At 65.3% G+C, this 19,599-nt stretch carries 16 protein-coding genes; 6 read left to right on the top strand and 10 right to left on the bottom strand.

What is annotated here, in order from left to right:
- The first annotated feature begins 315 nt into the window (after positions 1–315).
- Positions 316–2,022: a PE family protein gene (locus ACZY1I_RS04515; protein ID WP_463753056.1), complete on the top strand. Its 1,707-nt coding sequence runs from the start codon at positions 316–318 to the stop codon at positions 2,020–2,022.
- Between the two features lie 34 nt (positions 2,023–2,056).
- Here the strand turns inward: ACZY1I_RS04515 and ACZY1I_RS04510 are convergent, their stop codons facing one another.
- Both ACZY1I_RS04510 and lipY (ACZY1I_RS04505) read right to left on the bottom strand, forming a co-directional pair.
- The gene (locus tag ACZY1I_RS04510) at positions 2,057–3,487 is read right to left on the bottom strand and encodes an SDR family NAD(P)-dependent oxidoreductase (protein WP_463753055.1); all 1,431 of its coding nucleotides are present in this window, start codon (positions 3,485–3,487) and stop codon (positions 2,057–2,059) included.
- 63 nt (positions 3,488–3,550) lie between these two features.
- A complete protein-coding gene (lipY, locus tag ACZY1I_RS04505) occupies positions 3,551–4,711 on the bottom strand; it encodes a triacylglycerol lipase LipY (RefSeq protein WP_463753054.1) in 1,161 nt (386 codons plus the stop codon).
- Positions 4,712–4,980: 269 nt separating this feature from the next.
- On the opposite strand from lipY (ACZY1I_RS04505), the gene ACZY1I_RS04500 reads away from it, so the two are divergent.
- Positions 4,981–5,319 (top strand): DUF732 domain-containing protein, encoded by a 339-nt coding sequence (locus tag ACZY1I_RS04500; protein ID WP_463753053.1) that lies wholly within the window; start codon positions 4,981–4,983, stop codon positions 5,317–5,319.
- 3 nt (positions 5,320–5,322) lie between these two features.
- On the opposite strand, the gene lipY (ACZY1I_RS04495) is transcribed toward ACZY1I_RS04500, so the two are convergent.
- A complete protein-coding gene (lipY, locus tag ACZY1I_RS04495; RefSeq protein WP_463753052.1) occupies positions 5,323–6,507 on the bottom strand; it encodes a triacylglycerol lipase LipY in 1,185 nt (394 codons plus the stop codon).
- 166 nt (positions 6,508–6,673) lie between these two features.
- The gene (locus ACZY1I_RS04490) at positions 6,674–7,837 is read right to left on the bottom strand and encodes an NDMA-dependent alcohol dehydrogenase (RefSeq protein WP_463753051.1); all 1,164 of its coding nucleotides are present in this window, start codon (positions 7,835–7,837) and stop codon (positions 6,674–6,676) included.
- A gap of 163 nt (positions 7,838–8,000) precedes the next feature.
- On the opposite strand from ACZY1I_RS04490, the gene ACZY1I_RS04485 reads away from it, so the two are divergent.
- Positions 8,001–8,792 (top strand): bestrophin-like domain, encoded by a 792-nt coding sequence (locus ACZY1I_RS04485; protein ID WP_463753050.1) that lies wholly within the window; start codon positions 8,001–8,003, stop codon positions 8,790–8,792.
- Between the two features lie 11 nt (positions 8,793–8,803).
- Here ACZY1I_RS04485 and ACZY1I_RS04480 read toward each other — a convergent pair whose 3' ends face one another.
- Together ACZY1I_RS04480 and ACZY1I_RS04475 are read right to left on the bottom strand one after the other, a co-directional pair.
- Positions 8,804–10,294, bottom strand: coding sequence for an FAD-binding oxidoreductase (locus ACZY1I_RS04480; protein WP_463753049.1), 1,491 nt, complete (start codon positions 10,292–10,294; stop codon positions 8,804–8,806).
- A gap of 100 nt (positions 10,295–10,394) precedes the next feature.
- On the bottom strand, positions 10,395–11,825 hold the full coding sequence (locus ACZY1I_RS04475; protein ID WP_463753048.1) for a DUF5939 domain-containing protein: 1,431 nt from the start codon (positions 11,823–11,825) through the stop codon (positions 10,395–10,397).
- A gap of 130 nt (positions 11,826–11,955) precedes the next feature.
- Here ACZY1I_RS04475 and ACZY1I_RS04470 point away from each other — a divergent pair, with 130 nt between their 5' ends.
- Positions 11,956–12,771, top strand: a complete 816-nt coding sequence (locus tag ACZY1I_RS04470; protein WP_463753047.1) for a serine hydrolase — start codon at positions 11,956–11,958, stop codon at positions 12,769–12,771.
- Here the strand turns inward: ACZY1I_RS04470 and asnB are convergent, their stop codons facing one another.
- The gene (gene asnB / locus ACZY1I_RS04465; protein ID WP_463753045.1) at positions 12,772–14,697 is read right to left on the bottom strand and encodes an asparagine synthase (glutamine-hydrolyzing); all 1,926 of its coding nucleotides are present in this window, start codon (positions 14,695–14,697) and stop codon (positions 12,772–12,774) included.
- 139 nt (positions 14,698–14,836) lie between these two features.
- Positions 14,837–15,199: a hypothetical protein gene (locus ACZY1I_RS04460; RefSeq protein ID WP_463753044.1), complete on the bottom strand. Its 363-nt coding sequence runs from the start codon at positions 15,197–15,199 to the stop codon at positions 14,837–14,839.
- A gap of 89 nt (positions 15,200–15,288) precedes the next feature.
- Here ACZY1I_RS04460 and ACZY1I_RS04455 point away from each other — a divergent pair, with 89 nt between their 5' ends.
- Both ACZY1I_RS04455 and ACZY1I_RS04450 read left to right on the top strand, forming a co-directional pair.
- A complete protein-coding gene (locus ACZY1I_RS04455) occupies positions 15,289–16,392 on the top strand; it encodes an acyl-CoA dehydrogenase family protein (RefSeq protein ID WP_463753043.1) in 1,104 nt (367 codons plus the stop codon).
- 1 nt (position 16,393) lies between these two features.
- Positions 16,394–17,590 (top strand): acyl-CoA dehydrogenase family protein, encoded by a 1,197-nt coding sequence (locus ACZY1I_RS04450; protein ID WP_463753042.1) that lies wholly within the window; start codon positions 16,394–16,396, stop codon positions 17,588–17,590.
- Positions 17,591–17,657: 67 nt separating this feature from the next.
- On the opposite strand, the gene ACZY1I_RS04445 is transcribed toward ACZY1I_RS04450, so the two are convergent.
- Both ACZY1I_RS04445 and ACZY1I_RS04440 read right to left on the bottom strand, forming a co-directional pair.
- Complete coding sequence (locus ACZY1I_RS04445; RefSeq protein ID WP_463753041.1) at positions 17,658–18,125, bottom strand: hypothetical protein; 468 nt, start codon at positions 18,123–18,125, stop codon at positions 17,658–17,660.
- A 225-nt stretch (positions 18,126–18,350) separates the two neighbouring features.
- Positions 18,351–19,595 (bottom strand): CynX/NimT family MFS transporter, encoded by a 1,245-nt coding sequence (locus tag ACZY1I_RS04440; RefSeq protein WP_463753040.1) that lies wholly within the window; start codon positions 19,593–19,595, stop codon positions 18,351–18,353.
- Positions 19,596–19,599 lie beyond the last annotated feature (4 nt).

The following is a 19,599-nucleotide window of genomic DNA, read 5'->3' as shown; positions in this document are numbered from 1 at the left end:
CAACGCGCGCTCCAAACCTCGGGGTGGCCACTCAAGCGTCCGGCCGATCGATCGCCGGGCAAGCCGGAGCTTATGTCTCCGGCGAGGAGTCGCGCGGCGGTTTGGGCGAACTACGTGGCGGACGGGCTGTTGCAGAGCATTGGCGCGGATCTCTTTTGCCTATGAAGAATTGAGGTATTTGATTGGTGATAAATAAATAGTTTATTGGATTGAGCATTGCGGCGGGCCGGTGCGGACTGCCATATTTACCTGGGGGTTTTCAATACTTCTGGCCGTCGTATTTTTGACGGTCCCCTGTGGCGCTGGGAGGCCGCCATGTCGTACGTGTTTGCGATTCCGGAGACTTTTGCGACAGCGGCAGCGAATGTGGCCGGCATCGGTTCGTCGGTCAGCGCGGCTACCGCGGCCGCCGCAGCACCGACCACCGCAGTGGCGGTTGCTGCAGGTGATGAAGTGTCGACGGCGATCGCGACGCTATTCGGTACTTACGCCCAGGATTATCAGGCGCTGTCCGCGGAGGCGGCGGCGTTTCATGACCGGTTCGTGTCTGCCCTGACCGCCGGCGGCGCGGCCTACGCGGCTGCGGACACGGCCAATGCATCACCGTTCGACGAGTTGTTGGCGTTGATCAACACGCCGACGAACCTGTTGGTCGGGCGTCCTCTGATCGGTGATGGCACCAATGGGGCGGCAGGCACAGGGCAGGGCGGTGGAGCGGGCGGAATCCTGTTCGGCAACGGCGGCGATGGCGGGTCGGGGGCGCCGGGAAAGCCCGGTGGCCGGGGCGGTGATGCGGGGCTATTCGGCAACGGCGGGGCCGGCGGGGCGGGTGGCGCTGGTGCGGCGGGCAGTTTCAATGGGATGGGCACAGCGGGCGGTAACGGCGGTAACGGCGCAGCGGGTGGGGCCGGCGGAGCCGGCGGGTTGCTGCACGGCAATGGTGGTGCGGGCGGCGCCGGCGGGGCGGGCGGCAAGGGCGGCCTGGGAGGTGCCGGGGCGGACGACTTCGGCACGGGCACGGTCGCGGGCGGCAACGGCGGCGCGGGCGGCGACGGCGGCGACGGCGGTGCTGGTGGGGCCGGTGGTGCCGGTTCGATGTTGGGCGGTCAGGCGGGCGCCCATGGCGTCGGCGGTAACGGCGGCAGCGGCGGCAAGGGCGGTGTCGGCGGTGATGCGAGCACCGGGGGTAAAGCCGCAACCGCTACCGGAGGTGACGGCGGCCACGGCGGTGCTGGTGGTACCGGCGCGAGCGGCGGGTCGAGTGGGGCGGGCGGCGCGGGCGGGTCCGGCGGTAATGCGGAGATCGACAACTCCGCCAACACCTCCGCCGCTACTGGCGGCACCGGCGCGGCCGGTGGCGCCGGCACCACCGGTGGGCTCGGTGGTGACGGCGGTGATGCGACGACCCAAGGGACTGGCAGCGTCACCCCCGGCAACGGCGGCAAGGGCGGCAATGGCACTGCCGGCAACGGCGGCAACGGCGGCGCCGGCGGCCTCGCGGCAATCGAAGGCAAAGCCGCCGTGTTCAACGTCACGGGCGGCACCGGTGGCGCCGGCGGCAACGCCACCGGCGGTACCGGGACCGGCGGTGCCGGCGGGTTCGGCGGTTTGGCACAAAACGATGGAGGCGGAAACGCCACCGGCGGCACACCCGGCGCCGGCGGCAGCGGCGTCATCGGCGGCAAGGGCGGCCAAGGCGGCGAGGCGATCACCTTCGGAAACGGAAACGCCATTGGCCATGTCGGCGGACACGGCGGCAGCGGCACCGCCAGCGGCGGCGCGGGCGGGAACGGCGGCGAGGCTGACGCCCACAGCGGGGGCACCGCCACCGGCGGCACCGGCGGCATTGGGGGAAACAGTTCGAACGCGGGCTCCAAGGGCGGCGACGGCGGTGACGGCGGTAACGCCGGAGCAAATACCCTCGCCGATGCCAACGCCGGCCAAGGCGGGGCGGGCGGGTCCGGCGGAGCCGGCGGTAGTGCGGGCGCGAAGGGATCAAAAGGCACGAGCGTGGTCATCTGATCCGGATCGCCGAGCGCGTCACGCCCAGCTGCGGCTACCAGTTGCTCGGCGAATAGTCCTTCAGGAAGCGGCCGTACAGATCCTCGCCGGCCTCCCCGCGAACGATGGGGTCGTACACCCGGGCGGCCCCGTCGACGAGGTCCAGCGGGGCATGAAAACCCTCCTCGGCCAGCCGCAGCTTTGTCGGGTGCGGACGCTCGTCGGTGATCCAGCCGGTGTCGACGGCGGTCATGAGAATGCCGTCCTGCTCCAGCATCTCGCCGGCGCTGGTCCGGGTAAGCATGTTCAGGGCGGCCTTCGCCATGTTGGTGTGCGGATGGCCCGGGCCTTTGTAGGCACGGCTGAACTGCCCCTCCATCGCAGACACATTCACGACGTACTTGCGGCGGGCAGGTGAGGCCGCCATCGCCGGGCGCAACCGACTCACCAGGATGAACGGCGCGGTCTGGTTGCACAGCTGGACCTCGAGGAGTTCCATCGCGTCGACCTCGTGCACGCGCTGAGTCCAGCTGTTGACGGACGCGGTGTCAGGCAGCAGGCCTCCGGCGTCGATCGCGGTGCCTGCGGCGATCCGGTCCGGAGATGCGCTACGGGCGGTCAGCGCCAGTTCGGTCACCGCGTGCGGAGTGTGGTGCTCGGCGAGGCTGCCCGCCAGAGCCGCGGGATGGGCATCGCTGACGCGGTCGAACGTGATCACGTCGACTAGTTCCGAGGCGACTTCCAGCGCCGGAGTCCGTTCGGCCTCGACGAGCGCCGCGTAGGAGCCAGCAGCGCGGCGGACCGTCTGGGCGGCATTGTTGATCAGAATGTCCAGCGGACCCTGGGCGGCAACCGTGTCCGCGAGCGCGACCACCTGGGCGGGGTCGCGCAGGTCGATCCCCACGATGCGCAGCCGGTGCAACCAATCGGCGCTATCGGGCATCGCGGCGAAGCGCCGCACGGCGTCGTTCGGAAAACGGGTGGTGATGGTCGTGTGAGCGCCGTCGCGGAGCAGTCGCAGCGCAATGTACATGCCGATCTTGGCGCGGCCACCGGTGAGCAGGGCAGTGCGACCGCTGAGGTCGGTGCGGGCATCGCGCTTGGCGTGGTTGAGCGCGGCGCAGTCCGGGCAGAGCTGGTGGTAAAAGGCGTCGACCACGGTGTAGTGGATCTTGCAGATGTAGCAGGCGCGCGACCGCAGCAAGGTGCCTGCGGAGGCGCCGACCGCCGTCGACACCAACGGCAGGCCCTGAGTCTCGTCGTCGATGCGGCCGGGTGCGCCGGTCGCGGTCGCCGCGACAACGGCGCGGTCGGCGGTGGCGATGGCGTCGCGCTTGGCATGGCGGCGGGCCTTCTTGACCGACTTGAAGATGCCCCCGGTGGCCCGACGTACGGCGACGGCATCGGGATGCTCGGGCGGCAACGACTCGATGTCGGCCAGCACCTGCAGGCAGATGTTGAGCTTGTCCGGGTCGATCGCGTTCACGGTCGAAGAGTACGGCGTACGGGGACGACGCCGGAAATTCTTGGACGGCGCGGACCCCCGCTGTCAGGCCGCGATGCCGAGGTTCTGGTTGATCAGCGGCCAGTACGGCGGACCGAACGGGGTGAGTATCACCCAGTCGTGGATTCCGCCGGGGAACAGCACGAAGTGGAAGGGCGCCCCGATGGCCGCAGCGTTCTGCTGCAGGATGGACGCCTGCGCGGAGAGCGAGTCGAATGAGCCCGAATAGACATACGTCGGCGGAAGTCCGGCAAGTGACCCGTACAGCGGACTCACCATCGGGTTGGTCACCGATAGATTGCCGGCCCACATCTGGCCGGCTCCCCCGGTCCCGACATCCAGCCACGGAGACAGCAACACCATGGCCGACGGGACGGTGGCACCCTGACTCACCAGGTGCTGGACGGCCGCGAGCGCGAGGTTGCCGCCCGCGGAGTCGCCCGTCACGCTGACGTTCTGCGCCCCGTGCAGGGCGATCTGCGACGAGATGAGGCTGGCCATCCTGGGCACCTCCATGCCGGCGGTACCTCCTTGCTGCACCAGCGGGTAGATCGGCACCTGGAAGGTCGCACCGGTCATGTAGGACGTCACCGAGTAGTTGACCCAGTGGAAGATCGAGGGCGGAAAGACGAATGCGCCACCGTGGATCGCGACCACGTACTCACCGGTCGGATGCGCCGGCGTGATCTGCACAACGCTCATGCCCTCGTAGGTGGTGTACGAGACCGTTTGGCCCAGCACCGCATTCAGTAGCGGCGGCGGGGAATTGCCGAGTATCCACGAAAACGGTGGGATTTCGCCGGACCTCAGCCCCGCAAGGAAAGTGCCGGGCGCCGACGCCAGAGATTCGAGGCCGCCGGCCACGGTCGTCGGGATCCGCTGGACACCGAGTGCCACCTGCTCGAACGCCGCCAACGGCGCAGTGCTGGCCGCCTCAGCCGCGGCGTACGCCCCGGGCGCCCCGGCCAATGCCTGCGCGAACCCCTCGTGAAAAGCCGCGACCTGCGAGCTGAGAACTTGATAGCTCTCACCATGGGCGGCGAACAACGCCGCGATCGCTGCTGACACCTCATCTTCTGCCGCGGCCAGAACCCCCGTGGTCGCGCGCGCCACACTTTGGTTCGCCGTCGCGACCGCCGAACCAATCGAGGTCACGTTCGTGGCCGCGGCCGACATCGCCTCCGGCAACGCAACAACATACGACAACGTGCTGCTCCAACCCTTCGAGACAACCGGTCGACACAGATGACCGAGTAGCCGGAGCCTATGACGACGCCGAGGGGACGCGTGGCAGTTTCCTGGAAATGGTCGCTGTCGCGCCAAGGCGTCGTTCAGATGTCTAAACGGTTAACTTGAGACCAACAGAAAACGTCCAACCAAAACACAGCCTCGCTCCAGTTTGCGCGTTCACCATCACGATCATGTCGACCAGAACAGGACCATCGCGCCCGCACCGCACTCGATGGGTGCGAGCCATGGGTTTGGCAGGCATGGCGGTTCTGGCTTTGGGGCTCGCCCCGGCCGCCAATGCTGACCCGCTACCGGATTGCCCTCAAGGGCGTTCGCCCGGACCCGGCCCCGGGTGCGGCCGGCACGCGTTCCTGGCAGATGTCCGCGCGGCCGGCATCGAAGACAGCAATGGCGATTCGGTTGAGGTGGGTCAAGGATTGGATCTCTGCGGCCTCATGGACAACGGCGTCAGCCGCGCGAACATCACCAACCAGTTCTCTGCGCTCAACCCCGGGCTCGGTCCAGAAGGGGCCGCGCAGGTCGTCCGAATCGCGATCCGCGACATGTGCCCCTGGGACCGATGACCGTTAGGCCGCGATACCGAGTTGCTGGTTGATCTGCGGCAGGTACGGGATGCCTGTCGGGCCGAGAATCCAGTCGTGGAAGCCGAGGTAGTCCAGGACGAAGTGCACCGGGGCAGCGTGCGCCAGGGCTTCTTGCTGGAGAACGGCCGCTTGACTTGCGAGTGGATCGAGCCCGCCCGAGTAGATGTACGTCGGCGGCAGTCCGGTCAGTGACCCGTAGAGCGGGCTCACCAGGTAGTTGTTCAACGGCAGACCGCCGGCCCACACCTTGCCGATCTGCTGTCCGAACTGAAGGTCCAGCCACGGAGACAGCAACACCAGCGACGAGGGCACCGGATCACCCTGACTCACCATGTATTGGACCGCCGACAGCCCGAGGTTTCCGCCGGCGGAATCACCGATCACGCTGACGTTCTGGGCCCCGTGCAGGGCGATCTGTGAGGAGATGTAGTTGGCCACTTTGGGTATGACGACGCCGGCGGTGCCACCTTCCTGCACCAGCGGGTAGATCGGCACCTGGTAGGTCGCGCCGGTCATGTACGACGTCACCGAGTAGTTGACCCAGTGCACGATCGAGACCGGCAAGATGTACGCCCCACCGTGCAGGGCGACCACGTATTCCCCGGTTGGATGAGCCGGCGTGATCTGCACGACGCGCATGCCGTCATAGTCGTTATAGGAGACCGTCTGTCCCAGCAGCGAATTCAACAGTGGTGGCGGCGAGTTGCCGAGAAACCACGACAGCGGCGGGATTTCGCTGGAGAACAATGTCCGGAATGGCGGCCACGCGATCAGCGATTCGACTACCGGAGCGCCGGGCGACGAGAGAAAGGCCTGGAAACTGGCGTTCAATGCCGCCGGAGTCTGCGGAATGCCCAGCGCCTCGAAGGCCGCCAATGGCGCAGCGCTGGCCGCATCGGCGGCGGCATATGCGCCGGTCGCGCCGTTCAGTGCCAGTACAAATCGCTCTTGAAAGGCTTCTACCTGGGCGCTGAGAGCTTGGTAGCTCTGGCCGTGGGCTGAAAACAGATTCGCGATCGCCGCTGACACCTCATCCTCGGCTGCGGCGAGAACCCCTGAAGTGGCGCTCGCCGCGCCCTGGCCTGCTGTGGCTACGGCCGAACCGATCGATGCAACGTCTGTGGCCGCGGCGGACATCGCCTCGGGCAACGCAAACACGTACGACAAAGTGAACTCCCCCCACCGGGGCGACCAGTCAAAGCCGGACCGATGCCGATCGCCGATTAGCCGGAGCTTATGACGCCACCGCGGGCTCGCGTGGCAATTTGCCAGAATTGGCTAAGTGCGAGAGCGACTTTGACACTAGGGCGTCCTGCCGCAACGGCCTGTCGAGCTACTGGAAGTCAATCAACCCGCGGATGTTTCGGCCTTCCCGCATGTCGCCGAAAGCCTCGTTGATCTGCTCGAGTCGATAGCGGCGGGTGACCAGCTCATCGAGTTTCAACCGGCCCTCGCGGTACATCGAGAGCAGCATCGGCGTGCTGGCGCGTGGATTCATGCCACCGCCGAGCACGCCCTTGAGCTGCTTGGCTGACAACACCATGTCGTTGAGCACCATCGGCACCGGCAACTCGTCGTACTGGCTCAGGCCGGTGAGTACGCACGTGCCGCCCTTGCGGGTCAGCATCATCGCCGGCGACAGCAGATCGATAGGTACGACGCCGGGAGTGAGTACGACTCGGTCTGCCATCACACCATGGGTGAGATCTCGCACCAGCGGGGCCGCCTCCTCGACGGACGTCACGACGTGCGTGGCGCCAAACAGTGGTGCCGAATCACGTTTGAAGGCAACGGGATCCACCGCGACCACGAATTTCGCCCCCACCGATCGGGCGCCCTGCAACGCGTTCATCCCGACGCCGCCGACGCCGATCACCACGACGGTGTCACCGACCTCGGTGCCTGCCCCGACAGTGGCCGAACCCCAGCCGGTGGTGACACCACAAGACACCAGCGAACCCGCGTGGAATGGAATGTCATCGTCGATCTTGATCACCGAAGACTCGGCCGCCACCACGTACTCGGCGAAGGTGCCCAACTGCGTCATCGCCGTCAGCGCTTCGTCGCCCAGGTGCCGACGCGGCGTGCCGTCGGTGGTCATTTCTTTCGATACGGTGCCGGCACCGAGATCGCAGAGATAACTCTGACCCGACGAGCACCACCGGCAGGATCCGCAAGCGGGAATGAACGACGTCGCCACCCGGTCGCCGGGTCGTACTGTCCGCACGCCGGGCCCGACCTCAACGACGACGCCGGCGCCCTCGTGTCCGCCCAGCATCGGATAGAGGTCCGGCAGCGGAATCCCATTGGCCGCCATGATCGCCGTCAAGCGCTGCCCGGCAACCCCGTCACCCGTGGCGTAGTGGTCGTCGGAGTGGCAGATACCCGCAACCGCCATCTGGACCAGCACCTCGCCGGCACGAGGCGGGTCGAGATCGATCTCGCGGATCTCCCAGCTTGTGCCGGCGCCGAGTAGCACCGCAGCGGAACACTTCATTGGTCGCCGCCGGCAGCGACTGCCTGGTGAAGTCCCAACTCAACTCTCGTCACTACGGATCCCCGTCCCTGGCTGATGATTCCATGCACTCGAAGTTCGCGTCACACCGCGACTGCACCTAAGGTCGAAAGGCACGGCGCGATGCTGTGAAGGAGCGGGGCCTGTGACTAGTTGGATCGTGAGCAACATTCCGTCCTGGCTGTTGTTATTCGGCCTCATCGTCCTTGTTGCAGGCGGGGCGGCGCTCGTCCAGACATATGTCCGGCGCCGTTTCCCCGGAATCAAAGAGGACGGGCACAACGATGCCACTAAGTTCGTCTACGGAGTTGTCGGATTCGTCTACGCATTCTTCATCGGCTTCGTCGTTTCCGCGATGTGGAGTCAGATCCATACTGAGGACGGCCAAGCGCGGGACGAGGGCGCGGCCGGGGTGCAGTTGGCCAGGGACCTCGCCGTGTTCGACAAGCCCGACAGCGACCGAATCCGCCAGAGCCTGCTGGACTACGAGCGCGCGGCGGTAACCGAGTGGGAACTTGCCCCGACTAACAGGTCGTTCCCAGAAGCTGAAAATGCTCTGCAGCGCCTCTACTCCTCATACGAACAAGTCCAGCCGCACACTGATACCCAAAAAGCTTTCCTCGCAGGCGCTTTCAACAAACTCGACAAGATCAGCCAGGCACGCACAGAACGCGTACTTCAGGCCCGGACCGACGGCGGCCCACCGTGGTCGTTGTGGGCGATCATCCTCCTCACCAGCGGCCTGGTCCTCGGCTGCTCGATCGTTTACGGCGTCGAGCAACCCAAGATGCACTACGCGATGGTCGCGACGGTAGGCGTGCTGGTGGCCGCTAACCTGTTCCTCATCTTGGAACTTGCGAACCCGTTCATCGGCGAAGTCGCGACGTCCCCGGAGCCGCTGCGTGAGGTCATCCACGTCCTCTCGCCACCCTCGTAAGTTGTTGCCAGTCAGCCCGACGCGGGCGGGATGCTCTGCTCGTAGTGAAACACGTTGCCGGGGTCGTACTTCGCCTTGATCGTGCGCAGACGACTGACGTTGGATCCCCAGTAGGCCGTTTCCCAATCCGCCATTCCGACGTTCGGAACGTTGACGTAGGCGCCACTCACATAGGGTCGCAACGCCTGGCTGAACTCAGCAATCCAAGCCTGGGCCTTCACGGTGATCGGATCGCTTTGTGCCGGCACCCCGCCCCGAGTGCCCCAACCTACCCCGGGCTCGGCGTAGAAGAGCGCGCCGCGGTGGGCAAACGCAGAGCCGCCGGGGGGCTCACTGTCCTTGACCGCCCCGCCGAAGGCATTGGTGAAGTAGTTGGAGTCGGGCGAGGGAGCTCGTGTCATGAAGGAACCGATCAGGCTGATCGCCTCAGCCGGAAACGGGTCGGTGATGAACTGCGAGAAGAACTTCCAATTCGCGGACTCGCCGTTCGCCGGTATCTGGAATCCCGCGTAAGTGTCGGCCCATTTCCCATTTTTTGTCGCGACCTCGGGCTTGCCGACCGAAAGGATCGGCGCCAGAAGCTGTTTCGCCTCTTCCTCCGGCCCGGACGAGAGAACAGCAAACAGCAGGATCGAGTCGGGGTGAATCTCGAGCTGGCTCGTGAGGCGGTTGTCAGCACTCGGCGCCGACCGCTGCCAAGCGTCGAAGATGCTCTGCATGTCGTTGAGTCCGCGCCACGTCGCGGTCATGTAGGTGACGTTCGGCAGTGGATGAACCCGGTAGGTCAGCGAGGTGACGATCCCGAAATTGCCGTTTCCCGCGCCGCGCAAAGCCCACAGCAGGTCGGGGTTGTTCGTGGCGTCGACGTTGATGGCCTTGGCTCCGTCGGCACCCGAAGTGACGACGACCTCGGCTGCCATCAGGTTGTCGGCGGCCATTCCGAGGCTGCGGGTGAGCAGACCGAAGCCGCCCCCGAGCGTCGCACCGGCCAGGCCGACGGTGCCCTCCGTCCCGGTCGGCGCCGCGAGCCCCTGCGCACCCAGCGCGTTCACCGCCTCCATCTGGCTTAGCCCGGCGCCAACTGTCGCGGTGTTGGCGGACGCGTCGATCTTGGCGGACTTCAGCTCGCTGACGTCGATCACGATGCCGTTGTCCACGTTCGACCAACCCTCAAGGCAGTGCCGGCCGCTCCGCACCCGCAGTGCGACGTCGTTCTGCCGGGCCCAGGTGAGGGCGTTCACCACATCCTGCGTTTGCTGGGCGAAGACGATCACCAGTGGATAGTGGGTGAACAGCTCGTCCCAGCCGGTACTCGCCGTTCGGTAGTCGGCGTCGCCGGGACGGACGATGCGGCCGGTCAGAGTTGCAGGCGGACTCTTCGCGGCGGGGGCGCTCGGGGTGGTGGTCGGATTAGCGGGAGAGCCCGTGCCACAGGCCGCAGCGATGGCGGCGGCACTGGCCGCGCCCGTCACTTTCATGAGGTCACGACGGGTGAAGGCCATTGCGCAGGCTAGCACCGCGCGGATGGGACCGGCATTCTCGTTGCGCTGAGCGGCATCTGGGACGGGCCGCGTGCAGTCAGGCGGTCCTGAAGGTAGCCGCCTACCGATACCGCCAGACGCCCACCTGGTCGGCGACGCCTTTGAGAACCGCCTCTTCGCGCGCGCCGACAGGGGTCAGACCCGATATCACCTCGGCCGCGCCCGGCGCGTCGCGAACCGCATCGGTGCACACGATCTGGCGTGAGTCGGCGATCCCCTGGACGCGCGCGGCGATGTTCACCGTCTGGCCGAAGTAGTCGAGGCGCTCGTTCAGGTCGACCGCGATGCAGGGGCCGGCGTGCAGGCCGATCTTGAGCTCCAGCTCGCCGACCTTTGCGATCTCGCGGTTCATCACCATGGCCGCTTCGAGAGCCGGGGCGGGCGTCGGGAAGCTCGCCATCACCGCGTCTCCAATGGTTTTGACGACGGCGCCGCCGCGCGCGGCCACTACCTCGCGCAGCAGGCCGAAGTGCTCACCGACGAGGCCGTACGCCCGCATGTCACCCATCCGCGAATAGAGCTCGGTCGAGCCTTTGAGATCGGTGAAGAGCACGGTCAGGTTCTTCAGCCCCAGGCCGCCCTGCGACGGAATGCTTTCGGCGCGAAACAGATCGCGAAATGCCTGGGTCGTGACCAGTTCCTTGACGGTATAGAAGCGGTGGAAGTTCAAATCCCCCGACTGAGCCAACTTCGCGCACTTCGCAGCGAGCGCCTCCGGCGAAGACGGTCGCGGATCGCGGAACGCACCGAAGACCACCGGCCGGCCAAGCCGGTTGCGGAGACTCATCCGCACATTGCCGGCGGCTAGCTGCCCGCCGTCCTGAATGAGCCGACCACCGGAGAGGACCTCGTAGCTCGACGCGGCGCTGCCCGCGCCCTCGTCGACAGTGAAGCGCCGCAGCGCGTGGTACTCCGGCAGCGCCAGAACATAGCGCCCTGGCGCCAGGTCGACCGCTGCTTCAGTCGTGGCTCCGGCCGGGGCTGTGCCGAACCACACGGGGTCGCTGAGGTAGCTACCGATGTGCGTCATGTCGGCGACGCTGGGCGAGAAGAAGAGCGTCAGACTGTCGCGGAGAAAGTCGAGCTTCTCCGGGGTTTGGAAGCGGATCGTCCTGGTCGAGGGCGCGACGGTGAAGGTGACCTCGACATTGTCGTCGACCTCTGGCGGGATGGGGATGTCACAGATCTCGCAGGTGCGCTCATCGTTCAACGCCCGCAGCGCGTGGTCGGTAGTGATGAAAGATCCGCAGGCCGGACAGAGGACCCCCCAACTGAATTCGACCACGCCGGCGTGCGCGGCATGCAGGAACAGGTCGACGGCCTCGCGCTCGCCGATGCCGGTCTCCGCCGCGTAGCGGTAGGGGTTCATCCGGAAGAGCTTCTCGTCGGGCGCCTCGGCAATATAGCGGGCGAAGCCCCCGACGACTGCCGCGTCGAATCGGCCTGCACTTTGCAGGGCCGCGAGGCGGCTCTGCAGGGTCGCAGTAGTCATAGCGCCTCCTGGTCGAACAAGCTACAGCGATCAACTGTCAACTGGCACCGAATTATTCCGCTGGCGTCGTGCCACGTAGTACTTTGGTCGAACAATCTGCAGGCCGAGAGGATAAATGCGACACCATCCGGTGCAGCAAGCAATCGATGACGCTATAGCCGGCACTGACGTCGCGTGGTCTATCTGCATTCGAAATGACGTAGGTCAGGAATTGGCCTCCTGCAATCCCGACGCATCGATGGAGATTGCCAGCGTAGGTAAGTTGTTGCTGCTGGCCGAAGTTGCCCGTCAATGCGATGTCGGTGATCTAAGCGCGAGCGAACTACTCAGTCGCGATTCAGCGCTCTCGGTTGCCGATTCGGGTATCTGGCAGTACTTGCAAGCCGACACTCTTTCCATACACGACCTCTGTGTGATGGTTGCCAGCGTCAGTGACAATTTGGCGACGAATGTTCTGCTGAAACGCATTGGCTTTGAGCAGCTTCGCGACCTTTCCGGCGCGCTCGGACTGTTGGACTCGGCGCTGCTTGACTACGTTCGAGATAATCGTGGTCCAGAGCACGCCGTTACCTTTTCGACCGGTTCAGCTGCCGAGTTGGCACGCCTGATGAGTCGGATGGCCGGAAGAGAACTCCTGTCACACCGCGTATCAGAACAGCTGGAAACTTGGCTGGCGACAGGTGTGGACTTGTCGATGGTGGCGTCTGCCTTCGGCTTTGATCCGCTGGCACATACAGAATCAGATCGCGGCTTTTCCGTCCGCAATAAAACCGGCACCGACAAGGGAGTCCGAGCGGACGTGGGCATCGTCAGATGGAAGAACACGTGGCTCTCCTACGCCGTCATTGCCAACTGGAACACGGCGGGACCCGACCTACGCGATTCCGCACTTTCGGCAATGAACGCTATCGGCAGGACGCTTAAGCGTGTGCTGCAAGAAGAATGACTAACTCTGCATCCCGAACCGCTCGTGCATCAAAGTGAAACTCAGCACCCGATTCCAAAGAGCGTCAAGGGCCGTGCGCTCGTCGGGACTGCACTCCGGGAGCGAGGCGAACTGCTTGCGTACCGCGGCCGAGTCGAAAATGGGCTGCCCGTCGAGGAGACTCGAGTGGAAGACGTCGCCCATCAATTCGAGCAAGGCGTCCTTTTCGCCGAACTTCGCGGGCGGCGTCACGAACGGGTGCTTCTCGCGGTTGTAAACGGGTTCGATCAGTACGTCGCGCGTCGCTTCACGCAGCACATGCTTTTCCCGCATCCCGTTGATCTTCATGTGGATGGGGATGCCGGCTGCATATTCGGCGACGTGGTGGTCGAGGAAGGGCACTCGCCCCTCGATCGAGTGCGCCATCTCCATGCGGTCAGACAGGAAAGTCAGGATGAAGTTTGGGAGATGGATGCGCGACCAGAGGTAGAGCGACTGGTTCAGCGGATCGCGGCCTGCGAGCCGTTCGTCGACGGGCAGCCGCGAAAGCGCGACCTCATAGGGATTCATCCCGGCCACGCTCTCGGCCATGCCCGCACTGAAGAACTCCGTCGCGTACGCGCCCGTCGCACTGAAGGTCTTGATCCACGACGGGATCCAGCCGAGTCGCCGGGCGACGGTATCAAGTTGCGGGATCGGAGCGTCCTCGGTCGGCGTGAGCATCGGCACGGCGCGGTTCGAGCGCGAGTCACGCATCTCCGCGAGCAACTTCGCGACGATCTCGGGATCCTGGCTCGCGCTGTTGTAGAGCAGGACGTCGCGGCGAAACGGCGCGTAACCCGCGAGCATCTCGTCTGACCCCTCGCCGGTGAACACCACCTTGATGCCCGCGTCGCGCACAGCCTCTGACAGCAGGAATTTCGCCACCCCATGGGCGTTCACGAAGGGCGTCTCCGCATGCCAGACCGCATCGGAGTACGCCTCGGCGAGCGCGCGCGGCGACACCGGCACCGGGTGGAACCTCGCGCCCGAGCGCTCGGCCTGCGCGCGGGCGAACTCCGACTCGTCGTAGACCGCGTCTTCAAAGCAGAGCGTGAACGCCCGGATCGGGCGGTCCATATGGCGCTGGGCAAGACCGAGTACCGAGCACGAGTCGATCCCTCCCGACAGGTAGCTCGCGACCTCGACGTCAGCGACCAGTCGCTCCCGCACGGCGTCGTCGAGCACGTCGCGGAAGCCCGCCACGACCTCGGCGTCAGAGCGGTCGTCTGCCGCGATCTCGGCCGCAGTGGGAAACGAAAGATCCCAGTATGGGTAGACGCTGACCTCGCCGCGCTGCGCGATCGCGTAGTGACCGGGCGGAACCGAGTAGATGCCGTCGAAGATCGAGTGCGAGTGCGGGCGGAAGTGAAAGCACTCCTGGAACACGGCCTCGCGGTTCCAGCGCGCGGGAACGCCTAGCGCGAGCAGCGCCTTCACCTCCGACGCGAAGTACACGCTGCCCTCGTGCACGGTGTAGAAGAGCGGCTTGATTCCGAAGCGGTCGCGAATCGCGAGCATCGCGCCGTTGCGACGGTCGGCAATCACGGCCGCGAACTCACCGCGTAAGTGGCGCCCCAGGTTCATGCCCTCACGGAGGTAGAGATGCAGTGCGACTTCGCTGTCGGAGTCGGTCTGGAAAGAGCAGCCCTCCGAGCGCAGGCGATCGCGGATCCCGCGGTAGCCGTAGAACTCGCCGTTGACGACCATTTGGACGTCGCCGGCAGCGTTGGAGATCGGCTGGTCACCGTTCGTCAAGCCGATGATCGACAGGCGGGTGTGACCGAGGAACCAACGGCCGTCCGGCGAGATCCAGCGGCCGACGGCGTCCGGCCCGCGGTGGTGGAGCGTCTCGAGTGCGCGGTCGAGGCGTTGAGGCTCAAGGGCTTCGCGGAGCAGTCCGGCCACGAATCCGCACATCATCGCCTCCCATCCGGACCGGGTCCGGCCCCGGCTCGGTCGGAATCATCCTGCCCCATATCGGAATCCGGGAGTAAGGGCGTCACTTGGCAGCCCGACCGGGGTTTGCCAGTGACCTAATTCGGCGTCAGCGTTTTACCCAGGTGTCAGTTGGATAAGCGCAGATCAACGCGTAACCGTCCGGTGACTGTGCGTAAGCCCCGCTCGCGGTACGGCTATGAACCTCCCCCACGCATCCGGTGGCGCCGATTTGTCGAACGCCAACCACCGGGAACTGGGCCGCTACCCAGACGTTGGGTTTTCCGTTTCCCCCGCAGATCAAAGCGGCACCGCCGGCGTCACGCCCGAAGATGTACGTTCCCGTGCCGTTACCGCAGGGCTGCCCTACGGACGCACCGTTAGTCATGTTGGGAACTTCATCTGCGCCGGCAAGCGGGGCTGCGCTGAGTGCAGCAGCCAGGATGGCTGCCACCATGAGTGGTGCTTTCATATCCGCACCCCTTTCGGCTGATGTTTGCTGGTGCCGACGCTACTCGCGCCTGAGGCCTTGCAGAAGGCCTTAGGGAAGGATGGAATCCCATGACGATCAACGCGGCCGAACGCGCCGAACTCGCCGCCGCCGTCCAGGAGTTGCTCACTGAGCACTGCTCTGAGGCCGACGTGCGTCGGATCATGGATCTGCCTGACGGCTTCGACCGCGACCTCTGGCACAAGCTGGCCGCACAGGGACTGGCCGGACTGATCGTCGACACCGATTACGGCGGTGTGGGACTGGGCGCACAAGAGTTGGAAGCGGTCGCCGAGGTGACCGGTGCCGCACTCTTGCCGGCCCCGTTTCTGTCGAGCGCGGTCCTGGCCACGGCATTGATTCAAGCCGCAGGCACCGACGACGACAAAGCCCGACTGCTGCCCGCATTGGCCGACGGGACCTCAATCGCAACCGTCGCGGCCACCGGAGCCGGCGGCACCTGGTCGCCCGACGGCGTCGAGGTGCAGGCAAGTCGGACCGATACGGAATACCTGTTGAACGGGACCGCGCACTACGTCCTCGACGGGCAGATTGCCGACGTCATCCTGGTCGTCGCAAGGATCGACGAAGGCTTTGGCATCTTCGAGATCGCGCCGGATGCGCCCGGATTTGCGCGCACTGCCGCAACGGTTTTCGACCCGACGGTACGACTGTCGACCCTCACCTTCAGCCGGGTTCCAGCGCGCCGAGTGGGCGTTGCGGGCTGGGCGGCCATTGAACACGCCCTGTCGCTGGCCGTCGTAGCCCTCGCCGGCGAACAGGTTGGCGGCACTCGCCGGGTCTTCGACAACACCGTCGACTACCTCAAGACTCGCATCCAGTTCGGGCGGCCCATCGGCAGCTTTCAGGCCCTCAAACACATGGCGGCGGACCTGCTCCTCGAGGTCGAGTCCTCGACATCGGCCGCGCAACACGCCGCAGCGCAGTTCGATGCCGACTCCGCCAACGCGGCCGGCGCGATCGCCCTGGCCGGATTCGCTTGCGCTGAGGCGTATCACACGACGGCCATGCAGGCGATCCAGATGCATGGCGGCATCGGCTTCACCTGGGAGCACCCGGCGCATCTGTTCTTGCGCCGGGCTCGCACCGGCCGCCAACTGTTCGGCAGCTCGCGCGATCACCGCGAGCACTACCTGGCATCGAAGGGCGCCTGAGATGACGACGGATACCGCATCGAACGTCGACGACCTGCGCGCCGAGGTGCGCGGCTGGCTCACCGAGAACTGGGCGCCGCTGCCGCAGTCGAACGACCCGTGGGTTAGCTCGACTGAGGAAATCACTTGGAGACAAAAGGTTCTCGACGCAGGGTATGCCGTTCCGACCTACCCGACCGAATGGTTCGGCCGCGGGTATTCCCGAACGCTCGCGTCGGTGATTCAGCAGGAATTCCGCACCGTCAAGGCGCCCGGCGCATGCCAGGACAAACACAACATCCCGGCCAACACGCTGTTCGCGTTCGGCTCCGATGAGCTGAAACACGATCTCCTGCAGGCTTTTCTGACCGGTGAGGCCCGCACGTGTCTGTTGTACAGCGAACCGGGTGCCGGATCGGATCTGGCCGGGGTCAGTGCTACCGCGGTGCCCGACGGCGACAACTGGGTGGTCAACGGCCAAAAGGTATGGACCTCTGGCGCAGCGACGTCCGAATACGGCCTGCTGATCGCCCGTACTGACTGGGACGTACCCAAGCACAAAGGCTTGAGCTTCTTCATGATCCCGATGCGCCAGCCGGGCATCGAGATACGGCCACTGGTCCAGATCACCGGTGAGGCACACTTCAACGAGGTATTCATCTCGGACGCCACCGTGCCCAACGCGAATCTCCTTGGCGGAGAAGGCAATGGCTGGCGGGTGCTACAGACCGCGCTGGCCTACGAGCGTTCGATCATGGGCGACAGCGGCCGTAGCTCGCGGAATAAATCCAAGGCCGACAGCCTGATCGAACTGGCGCGCGCGCACGGCCGCCTTGACGATGCCGCGGTCCGCGAGAAACTGGCCAATGTGCTGGCTTTTCGCGAACTCAACCGGCTCAACAACATTCGCGCCAAGTCGGCAACCAGTCAGGGCACATCGAGCTCGATCATGTCGCTGGGCAAACTTGCCATGTCGCGGATCCTGCACTCCGAAGCAGCGCTCAAGACCGAGATCATCGGAGCCGAGTCGCTGCTGGCAGGTCCGGACAATCCGGAAGCCGACGATGTGAATTTTTTGAGCCTCAATGCGTTCTTCACATCGATCGGCGGAGGTACCGACCAGATTCAGCGCAACATCATCGGTGAACGCGTACTGGGGCTACCGAAGGAACCCGAGCTCGATCGCGACATCCCGTTCCGACAGGCACGACGCAGTTGACCGTGGTATCCGGCAACTAGTCGACCTTGGGTTCACGCAGTTGCGGGAAAGCTTGGGCGCGGTCGCTTCACCGGTCTCCCGGCCGGATCGACCTTTCCGACATGACGAACAAGACGCCGACAACAGCCAGCAGGGTCCCCAAAACGAACGCGGGCGTCCAATCCCGCAGCGACGGTTTATATGTCACCACGTAGGAACGCATAATGTTCGCCCGCACATCTACCGTGGTGCCCGGCGCTAGCGAGTCTTCGACCTCGTCAATGTCGCCGTGGTAGCGCTTACCGCCAAGATTCCATGTACCCGTGCACGCGTGCTCCTCTCCGCCGTCTTCGCAGGTGTCGACCGTCGCTGTGGTGGGAGTGGAGGCCCAATATTCGTTGACGTTCGAACGGCAGACAAGGACGGCGACGAATAAACCTATTGACAGAAAGAACAGAACAAAGCCCCACAGCATCCACCGAAGTAGCTTCGCCGACCTTTCGTCCGCCGGGCTCTTCGCTCCCCGCGGCGTGCGAGCGGAGCTGTCAAGCAACACCTCTTTGCGCAGGTTAACCGTTGCGCCGCGTTCAGCCTTCGGAGCGGGTTGCGCCCTGTCGACTTCCTCACACAACCCCACAGTCTTCCCCTCGCTGGACGGCAAGACTCAACAGACCCGCCGTCGTCCTTTGGTTGCCTCACTTCCGTGCTCTGACAATTCATAGGACGGGGTCTCGGCTACCGCTCCCAATACTGCGCAGCGTCGGCGGCCGCAAATCAACGGTTAGACGTAGCGGTTGCGGCCCGCGAGTGCGCCCATCGTCATCTGCCCTACGTAGATCACCAGTACGAAGATCCACGGCACGGTCCAACCGCCGGTGACGTCGTGCAGCAGGCCGAAGAGGAACGGGCCGATGCCTGCAAGCAGGTAACCGAAGCCCTGCGCCATCCCGGACAACTGGGCAGTCTCCTCGGTTGTGCGGGCGCGTAGCGCAATCACGGTGAGCGCCAGCGAGAAGACGCTCAGCCCAACGCCGACGAGCAAACTCCACAGCAGCGGTGCGGCTGCCGGAGCGACCAGCAGGCCGACGACCCCGGCCAGTCCAATGACCCCCAGCGCAACGATCCACCCGCTCTGACTGCCTGACCGAGCCGCCAGCGGCGCGAGGAAAATGCTGATCGGCACGGCGATCAGCGACATCAGGCCGACGAGCATCCCCGCGGTCGCCTTGGGCACACCGCTGACGATGAACACCTCAGGCAGCCAACCCAAGATGATGTACGCGAGCATGGACTGCAGGCCGAAGAACAAAGTCACCGTCCACGCCAAGCGATTTCGTAGTAGTGATCCACCGGCGGGGCGGGTCGGCATTTCGACGGTGCGCACTCGACGCGCACCCATCAGCCATGCGATCAAGGCCAGCAAGGCGAGGACGGCCCAGCCGCCGAGCGCTCCGCGCCAGCTACCGAACGCGGATTCCAGCTGCGGTGTCAGCGCCGACCCCATCGCGCCGCCACCCTGCAGGGCAGCGGTGTAGATGCCCGTCATCACCCCGATCTGAGCGGGAAACGATCCCTTGATCACCACCGGGATCAACACATTGATCAATGCGATGCCGCCGGTCGCCACCACGGTGCCCCCAATGACAACCATGGGACCGTCGAGGGGACCATCGAGTACACGCAACAACAGGCCGACCACCAACGTCGCCAACGCGGCGCTAATCGCGTGCTGCAAGCCGATCCGGCGGGCCAGCCACGGCGCGGTGAGTCCCGCCGCGGCAAAACACAGACCGGGCAGCATGGTCAGCACTCCGGCCCAGGTGGCCGAGGCACCGAGTGACTCGCGCATAGAGCCGAGGAGCGGCCCCACGCTGGTGAGGGCCGGTCGCAGGTTCAGCGCCGTAAGCACCACCGCGCCGATCAGCAGGCCACCGCCCGCTAGCCGGGCGGCCGGACCAACCTCGTCGGCGAGAACCGAGCCGACACGCTCTTCGGCGCATAAGTCTTCGGCGCAGACGCCTGCCATTTGC

Source organism: Mycobacterium sp. IDUB_37 (assembly GCF_055419245.1).
Note: the sequence above shows the minus strand (reverse complement) of the source record. Positions and strands in the feature narration are given on the sequence as shown.

What these genes read in the sequence shown, in the direction of transcription:
- ACZY1I_RS04515 (WP_463753056.1), top strand. Translation starts at nt 316, where the DNA reads ATGTCGTACGTGTTTGCGATTCCGGAGACTTTTGCGACAGCGGCAGCG.
- ACZY1I_RS04500 (WP_463753053.1), top strand. Translation starts at nt 4,981, where the DNA reads ATGGGTTTGGCAGGCATGGCGGTTCTGGCTTTGGGGCTCGCCCCGGCC.
- ACZY1I_RS04490 (WP_463753051.1), bottom strand. Translation starts at nt 7,837, where the DNA reads ATGAAGTGTTCCGCTGCGGTGCTACTCGGCGCCGGCACAAGCTGGGAG.
- ACZY1I_RS04480 (WP_463753049.1), bottom strand. Translation starts at nt 10,294, where the DNA reads ATGGCCTTCACCCGTCGTGACCTCATGAAAGTGACGGGCGCGGCCAGT.
- ACZY1I_RS04475 (WP_463753048.1), bottom strand. Translation starts at nt 11,825, where the DNA reads ATGACTACTGCGACCCTGCAGAGCCGCCTCGCGGCCCTGCAAAGTGCA.
- ACZY1I_RS04460 (WP_463753044.1), bottom strand. Translation starts at nt 15,199, where the DNA reads ATGAAAGCACCACTCATGGTGGCAGCCATCCTGGCTGCTGCACTCAGC.
- ACZY1I_RS04455 (WP_463753043.1), top strand. Translation starts at nt 15,289, where the DNA reads ATGACGATCAACGCGGCCGAACGCGCCGAACTCGCCGCCGCCGTCCAG.
- ACZY1I_RS04450 (WP_463753042.1), top strand. Translation starts at nt 16,394, where the DNA reads ATGACGACGGATACCGCATCGAACGTCGACGACCTGCGCGCCGAGGTG.
- ACZY1I_RS04440 (WP_463753040.1), bottom strand. Translation starts at nt 19,595, where the DNA reads ATGGCAGGCGTCTGCGCCGAAGACTTATGCGCCGAAGAGCGTGTCGGC.